The following is a 14,760-nucleotide window of genomic DNA, read 5'->3' on the forward strand; positions in this document are numbered from 1 at the left end:
AAAGGGCTTCACTTCGACCGTGCGAGCATCCGCCCATGGTCGCTCGCAACCGTCTCCCGCCCTGGCACGAGGAAGTCCGCCTCGCCAACGGCCGCAACATCGTCATCCGCCCCATCCGGCCCGATGACGCGCCTGCGCTGCGCGCCGGCTTCGAGCTGCTGCAGCCCGAAGAAGTCCGCCAGCGCTTCCTTGACGACGTGCCGGAAATGACCCCGGAACTCGCTCACCGCATGACCCACCCCGACAGCCGCAGCGAGTTCGCGCTGGTGGTGTCCGAACCCTTGCCGCCGGGCGAAGCGCTGATCGGTGGCGTGGCCCGGGTCGCGGTGGTGCCGGGCACGCGCGACGCGGCGTTCACCGTGCTGGTCAGCAGTTACGTGGCCGGCATGGGCCTGGGCCGGCACCTGATGCGCCGCGTGGTGCGCTGGTCGCGCGGCAAGAAGCTGGACCGCGTGCACGGCGACGTGCGCGAGGACAATGCGCCCATGCTCGCCCTGCTCGACTCCATGGGCTTCAGCCGCGCCCCCGGCGGGACACCGGGGCTGGTGCACGCGGTGCTCGACCTCGCCCCGGCCGGCGCCAACGGCACGTCCGGCCCGGATGTCGGGGCTGGGCCCGGCGAGGGCGAAGCCGCCGAGCGCGGGTAAACTGGTCGGCCTTGCGCTGGAGCGGATCGACCGCTCCGGCGCTGCCGTTGTTTTGAAGTGCCGATGACCGACAAGCCCCAGCCCAGCTCCCTTCTCCCACTGCTTCCCGTCCCGCCGCTGCCCGGCCCCGGCCGCCCGCGCGCCTGGTGGCGCGCGCCGGCGTCGCGCTCGGCACTGGCCTGGTTCGTGGCCGGTGCCGCGCGTGCACACGGCGGTGTGCTGCTCGCCGTGGCCCGCGACAACCACGCGGCCACCCAGCTCGAGACCGACCTGCACACCCTGCTGGCCGGCGACGCGGCGTTGCCGGTGCTGGCGTTCCCGGACTGGGAAACCCTGCCCTACGACCGCTTCAGCCCGCACCCGGACATCATTTCCCAGCGCCTGGCGACCATGCGCCGGCTGCCGACGCTGGCGCGCGGGATCGTGGTGGTGCCGGTGCAGACCCTGATGCAGCGCCTGCCGCCGCTGTCGTACGTGGTCGGCAACAGCTTCGACCTGCGCGTCGGCCAGCGCCTGGACCTCGACGCCGAAAAACACCGCCTGCAGTCGGCCGGCTACCGCAACGTGCCGCAGGTGTTCGACCCCGGCGACTTCGCGGTGCGCGGCGGCCTGCTCGACGTGTATCCGATGGGCGCCGACGCCCCGTTCCGCGTCGAGCTGTTCGACGAGGACATCGACACCATCCGCGCCTTCGACCCCGAGAGCCAGCGTTCGCTGGACAAGGTGGACGCGGTGCAGCTGATGCCCGGACGCGAGGTGCCGCTGGACGAGGCCGCGACCACGCGCGCGATGGCCGCACTGCGCGAACGCTTCGACATCGACACCCGGCGCAGCGCGCTGTTCCAGGACCTGAAGGCCGGACTCGCGCCCGCCGGCATCGAGTACTACCTGCCGCTGTTCTTCGACGATGCCGCCACCGCCACGCTGTTCGACTACATCGGCGACAAGGCGCTGCCGGTGGTCGACGACGGCGCATCGGCGGCGGCGGATCATTTCTGGGCGCAGGTGGGCGAGCGCTACGAGCAGCGCCGCCACGACATCGAGCACCCGGTGCTGTCGCCCGACACGCTGTGGCTGCCGCCCGATGACCTGCGCGCGCGCTTCAATGCACGCGAGCGCATCGACGTGGCCGGTGCCGGCCACGCGCGCCTGGCCGAGGCCGCGCCGCTCGGCGACCAGCCCGCGCCGGAGCTGCCGCTGTCCGGCCGCCACGAGCAGCCGGCCTCGGAGCTGAAGGCGTTCCTTGGCAGCTATCCCGGCCGCGTGCTGGTCGCCGCCGATACCGCCGGCCGCCGCGAGGCGCTGCTGGAAGTGCTCGACGCCGCCGACCTGAAGCCGAAGGTGGTGGCCGGCTTCGGCGAGTTCCTGGCGGCGGGCGGCCCGGCGTTCGCGATCGCGGTGGCGCCGTTCGACGACGGCTTCGCACTCGACGGCCCGGTGGCTGGCGGCACGCCGGTCACGATCCTCACCGAGCGCCAGCTGTTCCCCGAGCGCGCGGCGCAGCCACGGCGCCGCAAGCGCGCCGGGCGCGAGCCGGAAGCGATCATCCGCGACCTCGGCGAACTCACCGAAGGCGCACCGATCGTCCACGAGGACCACGGCGTCGGCCGCTACCGCGGCCTGGTGACCCTGGACGCCGGCGGCATCGCCGCCGAATACGTCGAGATCGAATACGCCAAGGGCGACCGCCTGTACGTGCCGGTTGCGCAGCTGCACCTGATCAGCCGCTACTCGGGCGCCTCGCCGGACACCGCGCCGCTGCATTCGCTGGGCGGCGAGCAGTGGACCAAGGCCAAGCGCAAGGCCGCCGAGAAGGTGCGCGACGTCGCCGCCGAACTGCTCGAGATCCAGGCCAGGCGCCAGGCGCGCGTGGGGCTGGCGATCGACCTTGACCGCGCGATGTACGAGCCGTTCGCGGCGAGCTTCCCGTTCGAGGAAACGCCCGACCAGCATGCGTCGATCGAGGCCGTGCTGCGCGACCTGCAGTCGGCGCAGCCGATGGACCGCGTGGTCTGCGGCGACGTCGGCTTCGGCAAGACCGAGGTCGCGGTGCGCGCGGCATTCGCCGCCGCCGCCGGCGGCAAGCAGGTCGCGGTGCTGGTGCCGACCACGCTGCTGGCCGAGCAGCACTACCGCAACTTCCGCGACCGCTTCGCCGACTGGCCGCTGCGCGTGGAAGTGCTCTCGCGCTTCAAGACCGCCAAGGAGATCAAGGTCGAGCTGGAGAAGGTTGCCGAGGGCGGCATCGACGTCATCATCGGCACGCACCGCCTGCTGCAGAAGGACGTCGCCTTCAAGGACCTGGGGCTTGTGATCGTCGACGAGGAGCAGCGCTTCGGCGTGCGCCAGAAGGAGGCGTTGAAGGCGCTGCGCGCCAACGTGCACCTGCTCACGCTCACCGCCACGCCCATCCCGCGCACGCTCAACATGGCCATGGCCGGGCTGCGCGACCTGTCGATCATCGCCACCCCGCCCGCGCACCGCATGGCGGTGCAGACCTTCGTGGTGCCCTGGGACGACCAGCAGCTGCGCGAGGCGTTCCAGCGTGAGCTGGCCCGCGGCGGCCAGCTGTACTTCCTGCACAACGACGTGGAATCGATCGGGCGCATGGAGCGCGAGCTGCAGGAGCTGGTGCCGGATGCGCGCATCGGCATCGCCCACGGACAGATGCCGGAGCGCGAGCTGGAGCGGGTGATGCTCGATTTCCACAAGCAGCGCACCAACGTGCTGCTGTGCTCGACCATCATCGAGTCCGGCATCGACATCCCCAACGCCAACACCATCATCATCAACCGCGCCGACCGCTTCGGCCTCGCCCAGCTGCACCAGCTGCGTGGCCGCGTCGGCCGCTCGCACCACCGGTCCTACGCCTACCTGGTGGTGCCGGACAAGCGCTCGATCAGTGCGGACGCGAAGAAGCGCCTGGAAGCCATCGCATCGATGGACGAGCTGGGCGCGGGCTTCACCCTGGCCACGCACGACCTGGAGATCCGCGGCGCCGGCGAGCTGCTCGGCGAGGACCAGAGCGGCCAGATGGCCGAGGTCGGCTTCAGCCTGTACACCGAGCTGCTGGAGCGCGCGGTGCGCTCGATCAAGCGCGGCGAGCTGCCCGATGTCGACGGCACGGCGGCGCGCGGTTCCGAGGTGGAGCTGCACCTGCCGTCGCTGATCCCCGACGACTACCTGCCCGACGTGCATACGCGGCTGACGCTCTACAAGCGCGTCAGTTCGGCGCGTTCGGTCGACGACCTGCGCGAACTGCAGGTGGAGATGATCGACCGCTTCGGGCTGCTGCCCGATCCGGCCAAGCACCTGTTCGCGGTCGCGGAGCTGAAGCTGGCAGCGACCGCGCTCGGCATCCGCAAGATCGACCTCGGCGCGAGCGGCGGCCGCGTGCAGTTCACCGAAAAGCCGTCGGTCGATCCGATGGCGGTGATCCGCATGGTGCAGGGCCAGCCCAAGGCCTACCGGATGGACGGCCCGGACAAGCTGCGCATCACCCTGGAATTGCCGACGGCGGAAGAGCGCATCAAGGCGGCGCGGGGATTGCTGGCGGTGCTTGCCCCGGGCGGTTGATCGCGCGTTCATTCCGATTGACGCGCCGGGCGCGCATGCGCATGATGCGCGCGCCCACGAACGGGCGACCTACTTTCAGGGAACACGGATCAACATGAAGAAGCACCTCATCCTCGCGTCCGCGCTGGCGCTGGCTGTCATTTCTCCTGCCGCCATGGCGGTCGACGGCGGCGCCGGTTTCGTCCGCGCCGAAGTGGGCCAGAGCGATGTCCAGCTCGACTACGCGGGCTTTTCGGAAAGCGAAACCGACACGTCGGCCACCTTCGGCGGCGGCTACTGGTTCAACCGGTATTTCGCGGTCGAAGGCCACATCGGCACCCTGTACACCGAATACCTCGGCTACGACACCGACCTCGACCTGGTGTCGATGGGCGTCGGCGTGGCCGTGAAGCGCAACTTCGGTGCCGACGGGCACGGCTTCTTCGTCGGCGGTCGCACCGGCGTGGCGCGGCTGACCGCGCAGGTGCGCGAGGACGACTGGGACGTGGTGGACGACGCGCATTCCACCAAGGCGTATTTCGGTGCCAGCGTCGGCTACGACTTCAACCGCCGCTGGGGCGTGTCGTTGAACTGGGATCGCCGCCAGGCCGATTTCGAAGGCGTGGACGTGGATGTCGACACGATCGCCATCGGCGGCGAATTCCGCTTCTGAGCCTGCAGTCCGGATGGACAGACGGCCGCCTCCGGGCGGCCGTCCTGTTTCCATCAGACGTTGAAATGGCAGACGGTGATGTCTTCTCCGGGATCGAAGCCCGGATAGATGCGCTGCATCTCCCGCAGGAGCCCTGCGAGCGACCGGCACTTCGGATCGTGCTCGAACGCGATGTCGCTCTGCGACAGGTCCGAGAACGTCTTCAGGGCCGTCTCGAGTGCCGTCGGCGGCGAGAGGCTGCCGTCGCGCAGCCGCAGACGGACTTGCGGAACCGGATGCCACCGGTCGCCACGGCGGATCGTGGTGTTGCGACCGGGATGGAAGATCGGGTTGTCGAACTCCAGTATCGGAATCATTCCTGGGACCGCTTCACCGGTGCCGGGGCCTTGGCGGTGGAATCCGCGATGCGCCACAGGTACAGGCCGGCGTGGGTGCGGAACGGCCCCCAGTGCGCGCCGCGCGCGGCCAGCTCGCGCGGGGTCGGCATCGCGTCCGCACGGTCGAGGAGCTGCGCACCCTTGCGGATGCCGAGGTCGTCGACCGGCAGCACGTCGGGGCGGCCGAGGCGGAACATCAGCATCATCTCCACCGTCCAGCGGCCGATGCCGCGGATCGGCACCAGGGCGGCGACGATGGTGTCGGCGTCCAGGGTGGACATGCGCCGGAGATCGGGGACCTCGCCGCGTGATTCGCGCGCGGCCAGGTCGCGCAGCGCCAGCGCCTTGTTGCCGGACACGCCGCAGGCGCGCAGCGTGGCGTCATCGACGCGCGCCAGGGTGTCGAAGTGCAGCCGCGTGCTGTCGATCGCCGCTTCCACTCGGCCGACGATCGTCGCGGCGGCCTTGCCGCTCAGCTGCTGGTAGAGGATGGCGCGCGCCAGCGCATCCACCGGATCGAATGACTTGCGCCAGCGCACATCCGCCTGGATCGGGCCAAGGCGACGGATCCAGGTGCCCAGTTTGCGGTCGCGGCGCGACAGCCAGGCCTCGGCCTCGGCGGTGTCGTAGCCGCGGGCATACCGGGGCACGGGCTCAGTCCCGCAGCGCCGCGGCGGCGTGCAGCAGCCAGCCGGCCATCATCAGCACGCCACCAAAGGGTGCCAGCCGCGTGGGCAGGCCGTGGAAGTGCGCGCCGGCCAGCGAGCCCGAGAACAGCAGCACGCCGGCCAGCAGCATGCACAACGCCGCCAACGCCACCCGACCGGGTGCGCGTGGCGCCAGCGCGGCCAGTGCCACGCCGTGGCCGAACGCGAACACCGCGGCCAGCATCAGCCGCGATCCTTCCTCCGCCGCGGCCACGTGCGACGCGTACGCGGCGAGGGCCACGGAACCCGCCCCAAGGACCGCCCCGCAGGCCGCGAGTGCCCGCCCCAAACGCAGCGCGCCGCATCCTGGGATGCGGCGCGCGGCAAGACCATTCACTGGAACGTACGTCCGTGCGTCAGCGCTTGAGCACCCAGCGCACTTCGAACTCGCCGTCGGCGGTGAAGGCCTGGTCGATGCCGTTCTTGTACAGCTCGTACGGGCGACCGATGACTTCCTCGCCCTGGGTCAGGGTCCAGGCGCGCACGGCGTTGCGCACGTTGTCCAGCTCGGCCATGTAGCCGACGTAGTCGCCGGTGGCGACGCGGGTGGCTTCGCTGTGCGCATAGGTCACCGGACCCATGAGGTTCAGGCCGGTGAGCGCTTCGGTCGCGGCCACGGCAGGCGCGGCCTCGGCCTCGGCCTGCTGGGCGGCGGCGTCGGCACCCTCGCCATTGACATCGGCGGCGGCCGGGGCCGGCGCGCCCGCGGCGCGGCGACGCACGGGCTGCACCACGTCGAAGGTGTAGGTGTCGCGCGCGAACTCGGTGCTCACGATGCGCAGCGGACCGGCCGCGACCAGGCCGTTGGCGTCCATCGTGCGCTTGATCCACTCGGCGTTGGCCTTCATCGAGGTCTTGATCTTCTCGTTGTTGCGCTCCACCGCGCCGGCGTTGACCACCAGCAGGTGCTCGGCCGGGACGTCCACGAACTCGAGGCCGCTCAGGCGGACATCCGCGGCGCGGTAGTCGATGTTGGGCACCGAGGCGAGCATGTTGCTCAGCCGGCCGAGGCCGAGCTTGACGCTGTCACCGATGTTGCGGCTCACGTACAGGCCGGCGTAGCGGCCCAGCAGGTCCCAACCGTACTTCACGTCGTAGGTCTGGGTGATCTCGACGTTGCGGTTGTTGCGGCCGGTGGGCTTGAGGGTGAACACGCTGCGCTTGTCGCTGCCGCGCTTCTCGTCCTGGATCGCGTAGACCACGCGCTGGTCCTCGTCGGACTCCACGATCTCCCAGCTGCCGTTGGATACCTCGGACTTGTAATCGATGCGCGCGCCCACGCCCGAGTCGGGGCCGGAGCGGTTGAGCTGGACGTTGCCCAGCGCAAGGGGATGCCAGTCGTCGAAACGACGGAAGCTGTTGATGGTGTCGAATACGATCGAGAGCCTGCGATTGGTCTCGACGCTCTCGGAGAGGTGGCGGCTTGACGGCAGCAACACGCCGACGATCACGAACAGCACCGCGACGATCGCGATGGAAATCAGGAGCTCGAGCAAACGGGTCATACAGGGTTCTCCGGGACCAGGACCGGCCGGGGCCGGGGCGCAGACCGCCAATCCTATCAAGATTGCCCGCGCGGCTGCGAGCAATCCGAGTGGCGAATGTCAGACGAGCTGGAGTTCGAAGGCCTTGAGCACGGCGCGGGTGCGGTCGCGGACGCCGAGTTTGCTGAGGATGTTGGACACGTGGTTCTTGATGGTGCCCTCCGCCACGCCAAGCGAATTGGCGATTTCCTTGTTGGAAAAGCCCGAGGCCATCAGGCGCAGGATCTCGGTCTCGCGGTCGGTCAGCGGGTCGGGGCGGTCGAGGCTGACGAACTCGTTGCGCATGTGCTCCAGCCCCGACAGCAGCCGCTGGGTGACCGCCGGCTGCACCAGCGAGCCGCCGGCGGCCACGGTGCGGATGGCGCCCACCAGCTGCTCCAGCGACACGTCCTTGAGCAGGTAGCCCTTGGCGCCGGCCTTGAGCCCGGCCAGCACCAGCTGGTCGTCGTCGAAGGTCGTCAGGATGATGGTCGGCGGCAGCGTGCCCGCCGCGGACAGCGCCTGCAGCGCTTCCAGCCCGGACATCATCGGCATGCGCATGTCCATCAGCACCACGTCCGGGCGCGACTCGGGAATTACGGTGACGGCGTGGCGGCCATCGATGGCCTCGGCCACCACCTCGATGCCGTCGTCCAACGCCAGCAGCGAGCGGATCCCCTGGCGGACCAGGGTCTGGTCGTCGACCAGGCAGACCCGGATCGGCGGCGGGCGTGTCTCGGTTTGCGTATTCATGTCGACTCCGGGAGGGTCTGGGAGGGGCCCGGCCCGGACGGGTCGAGCACTGGCCTGGCGATATCGGTGGCGTCATCGAGCGGCAGCCGCAGGCGCAGCACGAAGCCCTGGCCCGGCGATGTCTCGGCGGCGACCTCGCCACCGTACGCCGCCAGGCGCTCGCGCATCCCGCGCAGGCCGTTGCCGGCGGTGAAGCCCTCGGCCCCGCGCCCGTCGTCGCGGGCCTCCAGCCGCACCGCGCCGCGCTCCACCTGGTACTTCAGGCGCAGGATGCTGGCCTGCGCATGGCGCACGGTATTGGTGATGATTTCCTGGGTGCAGCGCAGCAGCACGTGCGCGCGCTCGGGATCGTCGAGCAGGAACGGCCGCGGCAGGCTGATGTCCACCGTGAGACCGGGCACGTTGTCGGCCAGCGGCAGCAGGGTGGCGGCCATGTCGATGGCCTCGTTGCCGCGGATCTGGCTGACCGCCTCGCGCACGTCGCTCAGCAGCAGCCGCGCCAGGGTATGCGCCTGGCTGACGTGCTCCTGCGCCTTGCCGCTGGTGAGGTGGTTGGCCACCTCCAGGTTCAGGCTGAGCGCGGTCAGGTGGTGCCCCAGCAGGTCGTGAAGCTCGCGCGAGATGCGCGTGCGCTCGTTGACCCGCACGCTCTGCGCCAGCAGCGCGCGGGTGGCACGCAGCTCGGCGTTCAGCCGCCGCTGCTCGTCGCGCGCCTGCGCCTGTTGCCGGGCCACCAGCCCGGTCACGAAGGCGAAACCGGTGAAGCCGACGTACAGGCTGGCCTGCAGCACCGCCTCGCCCCAGGAAAAATCGAAGCCGCGCACATAGACCGGCACGATCACGAACTCGCACAGCACCAGCATCGCCACGCCCTGCCAGACCGGCAGCAGCCACGGCAGCACGCAGGCCACCACCATCAGCAGGATGCTGCCCAGGCCGCTCTGGCTGTAATAGCTGATCGCGATCGCGCTGCCGGCCAGGCAGGCCAGCAGCAGCTTGTCGAGCAGGGTCACCCGGCGCTGGCCGAGCGCGCGCGTCAGCCAGCCGTAGCAGGCGCCGAACGCCAGCCACGCCAGCCACGCGAAGCCGCCGCCGGTGGCCGCCACCACCTCGCCCGCCCCCAGCGCGCCGCGGTCGGGCTGCGGCAGGGTCAGCAGTAGCAGCGGCAGCCCGATCACCGCCCAGGTGAACAGGCCCGCGTAGCGCAACAGGCGATTGTGGTCGAAGCGCGCGAGCATGGACCCATGGTAGGGGCAATCGCCCGCGGCGGAGCCGCCCGGAAGTCATGACGGACGCGGTGGCACCCCCGTCGCCGCCCGCCGGCGCACCATGCGATAATCCCGCCGTCTTCCGCAGCCGCCGTCGATGGCCCCCTTGGCCCCGGCGGCGCGTTGCCAGTACATGTTTTCTTCCACGGAGTCTGGAATGTCGATTGTCATCCGCGACGTGCGCGAGCACGAGCTGGATTCCGTCCTTGCCCTCAACAATGCCGCCGGCCCTTCGATCCTGCCGCTCGATTCGGGACGGCTGCGCCGCTTCTACGAAACCGCCGAATATTTCCGCGTCGCCGAGCGCGACGGCACCCTGGCCGGGTTCCTGGTCGGCTTCGGCTCGGCCAGCGACCACGCCACCAGCAATTTCCACTGGTTCGCGGCGCAGTACCCGCACTACTTCTATATCGATCGGGTGGTCGTCGCCAGCCGCCGCCGCGGTGGCGGCGTGGGCCGCGCGTTCTACGCCGACGTCCAGAGCTACGCCGAGCTGCGCTACCCGGTGCTGGCCTGCGAGGTGTTCGTGGAGCACGACAGCGACCCGGCGCGCATCTTCCACGGCAGCTTCGGCTTCCGGGAGATCGGCCAGCACGTGATGCCCGAGACCGGCATCCGCGCTTCCATGCTCACCAAGGACCTGTGCAGCTATCCGTGGGTGCATTCGCACTACGGCGACGCCCTGCCCGACGAGCCCTGGCTGCTGCAGCCGCGCGTGGCCAGCGAGGCGCAACTGGCCACGGGCACCTGATGATGGCCCAGGCGCATGACGCGGCGGCGGCGGGATTCGAACCCGCGGGTGAACTCAAGATCGGCCAGGTCGGGATCGCCAACCTGCGCGTGCGCACGCTCGACATCGACCGCCTGGCGGCGGAGATGCGCGAGCGCGTGCTGCGCGCGCCCAAGCTGTTCGAGCGCGGCGCGGTGGTGGTGGACTTCGGCGGCCTGCCCGGCATCCCGGACGCGGCCACCGCGCGCGCGCTGATGGACGCCCTGCGCCAGGCCGGCGCGCTTCCGGTGGCACTGGCCTGGGGCAGCAGCGAGAACGAGAAGCTCGCGCTCGAACTCGGCCTGCCGGTGCTGGCGCGCTTCCGCGCCTCGTACGAATCCGCCGGGCAGCCGGGTGCGCAGGCCGCGGCACCCGCGCCCGCGCCGGCCCCTGCCGAGCGCGCGCCGGCGCGCAAGCGTGCGGCCGACGAGCCCGGCGCCGCCCCGGCGACCTCCGGCGGCGCCGGCCTCATGCAGACCACCGCGGTGCGTTCCGGCCAGCAGGTCTATGCCGCCGACCGCGACCTGACCGTGCTCGCCGCCGTGGGCGCGGGCGCCGAGGTCATCGCCGACGGCTCCATCCACATCTATGGCGCGCTGCGCGGGCGTGCGCTCGCGGGCGCCCAGGGCAATCCCCGCGCGCGCATCTTCTGCCGCGAGTTCCATGCCGAACTCGTCGCCGTCGCGGGCCACTACAAGGTTCTGGAAGACATCCCGGAAGAACTGCGCGGCAAGGCCGTGCAGGTCTGGCTCGATGACGACCAGCTCAAGATCGCAGCGCTCGTCTGAAGCGCGCACACACTCACAGGAGAGAGACGTTGGCCGAAATCATCGTAGTCACATCCGGCAAGGGCGGCGTCGGCAAGACGACCACCAGCGCAAGCCTTGCCTGCGGCCTCGCACGCCGCGGCAAGAAGGTCGCGGTCATCGACTTCGACGTCGGCCTGCGCAACCTCGACCTGATCATGGGCTGCGAGCGCCGCGTGGTGTACGACTTCGTCAACGTCACCCAGGGCGAGGCCACGCTCAAGCAGGCGCTGATCAAGGACAAGCGCTTCGACACGCTGTTCATCCTCGCGGCGTCGCAGACCCGCGACAAGGACGCGCTCAACAAGGAAGGCGTGGAGAAGGTGCTCAAGGACCTCGCCGCCGACGGCTTCGACTACATCGTCTGCGACTCGCCGGCCGGCATCGAGAAGGGCGCGTTCCTGGCGATGTACTACGCCGACCAGGCGGTGGTGGTGGTCAACCCCGAAGTCTCGTCCGTGCGCGACTCCGACCGCATCATCGGCCTGCTCGACTCCAAGACGCACCGCGCCGAGAACGGCGAACCGGTGAAGTCGCACCTGCTGGTCACCCGCTACAACCCGGCGCGCGTGGGCGACGGCGAAATGCTGTCGATCACCGACGTCGAGGACGTGCTGGGCCTGAAGACGGTCGGCGTGATCCCCGAGTCGGGCGACGTGCTGAACGCCTCCAACAAGGGCGAGCCGGTGATCCTGGACATGGAGTCCCCGGCGGGACAGGCCTACGACGATGCCGTCGCCAGGCTGATGGGCGAGGAGCGGCCGATGCGCTTCACCCAGCTGGAGAAGAAAGGTTTCTTCAGCAAGCTGTTCGGGGGTTGAGTCATGGGCATGTTTGATTTCCTGAAGCCGAAAACCAAGAACACCGCGTCGATCGCCAAGGAGCGCCTGCGCATCATCGTCGCCCAGGAACGCAGCACGCGCGGCGCACCCGACTACCTGCCGCTGCTGCAGCGCGAGCTGCTGGAAGTGATCCGCAAGTACGTGAGCGTCGACGTCGAGGCGGTCAAGGTGGACCTGATCAAGGACGGCGACCATGACGTGCTCGACATCTCGGTGGCGCTGACCGACGAGCGCGCCTCGGCCGGCTGAGGCCGCGGTGGCCGATCCGCGCACCGCGGCGGAGCTGCCCGCGGGTCCTTCAACGACGGCAGGCGTGCTGCGCCTGCGCGACATCGCGTTCGCCGACGCCGCCGCCCTGCTCGCCCGCCACGGCCTCGCGCTGGTGCGCGTCGATGATGGCGCGCCGATTCCCGGCAGCTACTGGGGCGACGACGAGGCCGGGATCATCGGCAGCACCGTGCATGCGCGGGGCGACACGCCGGTGCATTCGCTGCTGCACGAAGCCTGCCACCTGGTGGTACTGCCACCCGAGGCGCGCGCGCGCGTGCACACCGACGCCACCGACTCGATCGCCGAGGAAGACGCGGTCTGCGTGCTGCAGGCGCTGTTCGGCGACGAGCTCCCCGGCGTCGGCCGCGAACGCGTGCTCGCCGACATGGACGCCTGGGGCTACACCTTCCGCCTCGGCTCGGCGCGCGCCTACTTCGAACACGATGCCGATGCCGCCTGGACCTGGCTGCAGGCGCGCGGCCTGGTCACCGCCTGCCGGGCGCTGGCACCGCCTTTCCACACTTGCGACACCCGCGACGGCGCTCTAGCCTCGCAGCCTGCCCCACGCCACCAGGAATCCCAGCCGTGACCACACGCCACGCCCTGCTTGCCCTCGCGGTCACCGCGAGCCTGACGCTTGCCGCGTGTTCGCGCGCGCCGGAACAGCCCGCCGATGGCCGGCTTTCGCAGGCGGAACTCGACAAGGAAACCGCCGACGAGTTCGTCGCCCGGGTGAACCGCGAGCTTGCGGAGCTGACGCCCGAGTTCACCGCGTCGCAGTGGATCTCGTCCACCTACATCAACGACGACAGCCAGCTGCTCGCGGCCAAGGGCAACGAGCGCTTCCTCGCGCAGACCAAGGCGTGGGTCGAGCAGGCGCGGCGCTTCGAGGGCAAGGAGATGTCGCCGGAAACGCAGCGCGCGATCAACCTGCTGCGCCTCGGCACCGCCATGCCGCCGCCGCGCGACCCGGCCAAGCTGTCCGAACTCACCCGCCTGGCCAGCAAGATGGAAGGCGCGTACGGCTCCGGCACCTACTGCAGGACCGAAGGCGACGCCAAGGACTGCCGCCAGCTCGGCGCACTCGAGGACGTCCTGCGCGACAACCGCGACTACGACGCGCAGCTCGACGCCTGGCAGGGCTGGCACGGCGTGGCCGCACCCATGCGCGCGGATTACACGCGCTTCATGGAGCTGGTCAACGACGGCGCGCGCGACCTCGGCTTCGCCGACGCCGGCGAGCTGTGGCGCGCCGGCTACGACATGACGCCGGCGGAGTTGTCGGCCGAGACCGACCGCCTGTGGACCCAGGTCGAGCCGCTGTACGAGCAGCTTCACTGCTATGCGCGCACGCGCCTGGAGGCGCAGTACCCGGGACGCGGCTCGGTCAATGGCATGCTGCCCGCGCACCTGATGGGCAACATGTGGCAGCAGGACTGGAGCAACCTCTGGACCACGCTTGCGCCCTACCCGCAGGCCGGCAAGCTCGACATCAGCGGCGCGCTCGAGCGCCAGTACCAGGTCACGCTCAACGACCACCTGGTGCGCGAGAACGCGTTGATCGATACCGACCAGCGGGTCGAGGTGGCGCGCAGCGCGCAGGCCGAACACGCGCGCGAGATGACCCGGCGCGCCGAGGAGTTCTACACCTCGCTCGGCATGCCGGCGCTGCCGGAGAGCTACTGGGCCAAGACCCAGTTCATCAAGCCGCGCGACCGCGACGTGGTCTGCCACGCCAGCGCCTGGCCGATGGACACCACCGGCACCGACGTGCGCACCAAGATGTGCATCAAGCCGAACGAGGAAGACTTCACCACGATCTACCACGAGCTTGGCCACGTGTATTACTACCTGGCCTACGGCACGCAGCCGCCGCTGTTCCAGGGTGGCGCGCACGACGGCTTCCACGAGGCCATCGGCGACACCATCGTGCTGGCCATGACCCCGGGCTACCTGCAGTCGATCGGCCTGGTGGACGCGCAGCAGGCCGGCCAGGAATCGCTGATCAACGCGCAGATGCGCATGGCGCTGTCCAAGGTGGCGTTCCTGCCGTTCGGACTGATGATCGACCGCTGGCGCTGGGGCGTGTTCGACGGCTCCATCACCCCGGACAACTACAACACCGCGTGGTGGGAACTGAAGGCGAAGTACCAGGGCGTGGCACCGGCCACGGCGCGCGGCGAGGAGTTCTTCGACGCGGGCGCCAAGTACCACGTGCCGGGCAACACGCCGTACACCCGCTACTTCCTGTCGCACGTGCTGCAGTTCCAGTTCTACAAGGCGCTGTGCGACGCGTCGGGCTACCAGGGCGCGCTCTACGACTGCAGCTTCCACGGCAACAAGGCCGCCGGCGAGAAGTTCTGGTCGATGCTGTCCAAGGGCAGCAGCCAGCCCTGGCAGCAGACCATGAAGGAACTCACCGGCACCGAAAAGATGGATGCCAGTGCGGTGCTCGAGTACTTCTCGCCCCTGCAGGAATGGCTGGTGCAGCAGAACGAAGGCAAGACCTGCGGCTGGGAAGCAGCGCGTGCCCCGCAGGGGCCTGCGCAGCCGTGATTGCGCCGTGAACG

At 70.0% G+C, this 14,760-nt stretch carries 13 protein-coding genes and 2 pseudogenes; 9 read left to right on the top strand and 6 right to left on the bottom strand.

The features are described from left to right. Nucleotides 1-35 precede the first annotated feature (35 nt). From H5368_RS05320 to H5368_RS05330, 3 genes and pseudogenes are all read left to right on the top strand, one after another. A pseudogene (locus H5368_RS05320) lies at nt 36-566 on the top strand (GNAT family N-acetyltransferase); the annotation flags it as partial. Between the two features lie 144 nt (nt 567-710). Further along, nucleotides 711-4,223, top strand: a complete 3,513-nt coding sequence (gene mfd, locus H5368_RS05325) for a transcription-repair coupling factor (protein ID WP_182822065.1) — start codon at nt 711-713, stop codon at nt 4,221-4,223. Between the two features lie 94 nt (nt 4,224-4,317). Further along, a complete protein-coding gene (locus H5368_RS05330) occupies nt 4,318-4,875 on the top strand; it encodes an outer membrane beta-barrel protein (RefSeq protein ID WP_182822067.1) in 558 nt (185 codons plus the stop codon). A gap of 53 nt (nt 4,876-4,928) precedes the next feature. On the opposite strand, the gene H5368_RS05335 is transcribed toward H5368_RS05330, so the two are convergent. The 6 genes from H5368_RS05335 to H5368_RS05360 all read right to left on the bottom strand — a co-directional run bounded on the left by H5368_RS05335 (nt 4,929) and on the right by H5368_RS05360 (nt 9,473). Then, nucleotides 4,929-5,231 (bottom strand): hypothetical protein, encoded by a 303-nt coding sequence (locus H5368_RS05335; RefSeq protein WP_182822069.1) that lies wholly within the window; start codon nt 5,229-5,231, stop codon nt 4,929-4,931. Next, the gene (locus H5368_RS05340) at nt 5,228-5,902 is read right to left on the bottom strand and encodes a DNA-3-methyladenine glycosylase 2 family protein (RefSeq protein WP_182822071.1); all 675 of its coding nucleotides are present in this window, start codon (nt 5,900-5,902) and stop codon (nt 5,228-5,230) included. Before H5368_RS05340 ends, H5368_RS05335 begins: the two co-directional genes overlap by 4 nt. Nucleotides 5,903-5,906: 4 nt before the next feature. Continuing rightward, the gene (locus tag H5368_RS05345; protein WP_182823778.1) at nt 5,907-6,272 is read right to left on the bottom strand and encodes a DUF423 domain-containing protein; all 366 of its coding nucleotides are present in this window, start codon (nt 6,270-6,272) and stop codon (nt 5,907-5,909) included. A 43-nt stretch (nt 6,273-6,315) separates the two neighbouring features. Continuing rightward, nucleotides 6,316-7,464 (bottom strand): SRPBCC family protein, encoded by a 1,149-nt coding sequence (locus H5368_RS05350; protein ID WP_182822073.1) that lies wholly within the window; start codon nt 7,462-7,464, stop codon nt 6,316-6,318. 99 nt (nt 7,465-7,563) lie between these two features. Beyond that, entirely contained in the window at nt 7,564-8,235 is a 672-nt protein-coding gene (locus tag H5368_RS05355; RefSeq protein WP_182822075.1) for a response regulator transcription factor, read from the bottom strand. After that, nucleotides 8,232-9,473 (bottom strand): sensor histidine kinase, encoded by a 1,242-nt coding sequence (locus H5368_RS05360; protein WP_182822077.1) that lies wholly within the window; start codon nt 9,471-9,473, stop codon nt 8,232-8,234. The genes H5368_RS05355 and H5368_RS05360 overlap by 4 nt, the downstream gene beginning before the upstream one ends. Before the next feature lie 187 nt (nt 9,474-9,660). Here H5368_RS05360 and H5368_RS05365 point away from each other — a divergent pair, with 187 nt between their 5' ends. The 6 genes and pseudogenes from H5368_RS05365 to H5368_RS05390 all read left to right on the top strand — a co-directional run bounded on the left by H5368_RS05365 (nt 9,661) and on the right by H5368_RS05390 (nt 14,746). Continuing rightward, entirely contained in the window at nt 9,661-10,254 is a 594-nt protein-coding gene (locus H5368_RS05365; RefSeq protein ID WP_182822079.1) for a GNAT family N-acetyltransferase, read from the top strand. Beyond that, a complete protein-coding gene (gene minC / locus H5368_RS05370; protein WP_223878025.1) occupies nt 10,254-11,060 on the top strand; it encodes a septum site-determining protein MinC in 807 nt (268 codons plus the stop codon). Before H5368_RS05365 ends, minC begins: the two co-directional genes overlap by 1 nt. 29 nt (nt 11,061-11,089) lie before the next feature. Then, entirely contained in the window at nt 11,090-11,899 is an 810-nt protein-coding gene (gene minD, locus H5368_RS05375) for a septum site-determining protein MinD (protein WP_182822081.1), read from the top strand. Between the two features lie 3 nt (nt 11,900-11,902). Next, complete coding sequence (minE, locus tag H5368_RS05380) at nt 11,903-12,169, top strand: cell division topological specificity factor MinE (RefSeq protein ID WP_182822083.1); 267 nt, start codon at nt 11,903-11,905, stop codon at nt 12,167-12,169. A 64-nt stretch (nt 12,170-12,233) separates the two neighbouring features. Next, nucleotides 12,234-12,683 (top strand): annotated as a pseudogene (locus tag H5368_RS05385) (hypothetical protein); the annotation flags it as partial. Nucleotides 12,684-12,775: 92 nt separating this feature from the next. Beyond that, entirely contained in the window at nt 12,776-14,746 is a 1,971-nt protein-coding gene (locus H5368_RS05390; RefSeq protein ID WP_182822085.1) for a M2 family metallopeptidase, read from the top strand. The last annotated feature ends 14 nt before the right edge of the window (nt 14,747-14,760 follow it).

It is taken from the genome of Luteimonas sp. MC1782 (assembly GCF_014164605.1).
Lineage (GTDB): Bacteria > Pseudomonadota > Gammaproteobacteria > Xanthomonadales > Xanthomonadaceae > Luteimonas.

Bases quoted from the DNA above. Each gene is read 5' to 3' on its own strand.
- H5368_RS05335 (WP_182822069.1), bottom strand. From the start codon at position 5,231: ATGATTCCGATACTGGAGTTCGACAACCCGATCTTCCATCCCGGTCGC.
- H5368_RS05330 (WP_182822067.1), top strand. From the start codon at position 4,318: ATGAAGAAGCACCTCATCCTCGCGTCCGCGCTGGCGCTGGCTGTCATT.
- minE (WP_182822083.1), top strand. From the start codon at position 11,903: ATGGGCATGTTTGATTTCCTGAAGCCGAAAACCAAGAACACCGCGTCG.
- minC (WP_223878025.1), top strand. From the start codon at position 10,254: ATGATGGCCCAGGCGCATGACGCGGCGGCGGCGGGATTCGAACCCGCG.
- mfd (WP_182822065.1), top strand. From the start codon at position 711: ATGACCGACAAGCCCCAGCCCAGCTCCCTTCTCCCACTGCTTCCCGTC.
- H5368_RS05350 (WP_182822073.1), bottom strand. From the start codon at position 7,464: ATGACCCGTTTGCTCGAGCTCCTGATTTCCATCGCGATCGTCGCGGTG.
- H5368_RS05365 (WP_182822079.1), top strand. From the start codon at position 9,661: ATGTCGATTGTCATCCGCGACGTGCGCGAGCACGAGCTGGATTCCGTC.
- H5368_RS05355 (WP_182822075.1), bottom strand. From the start codon at position 8,235: ATGAATACGCAAACCGAGACACGCCCGCCGCCGATCCGGGTCTGCCTG.
- H5368_RS05360 (WP_182822077.1), bottom strand. From the start codon at position 9,473: ATGCTCGCGCGCTTCGACCACAATCGCCTGTTGCGCTACGCGGGCCTG.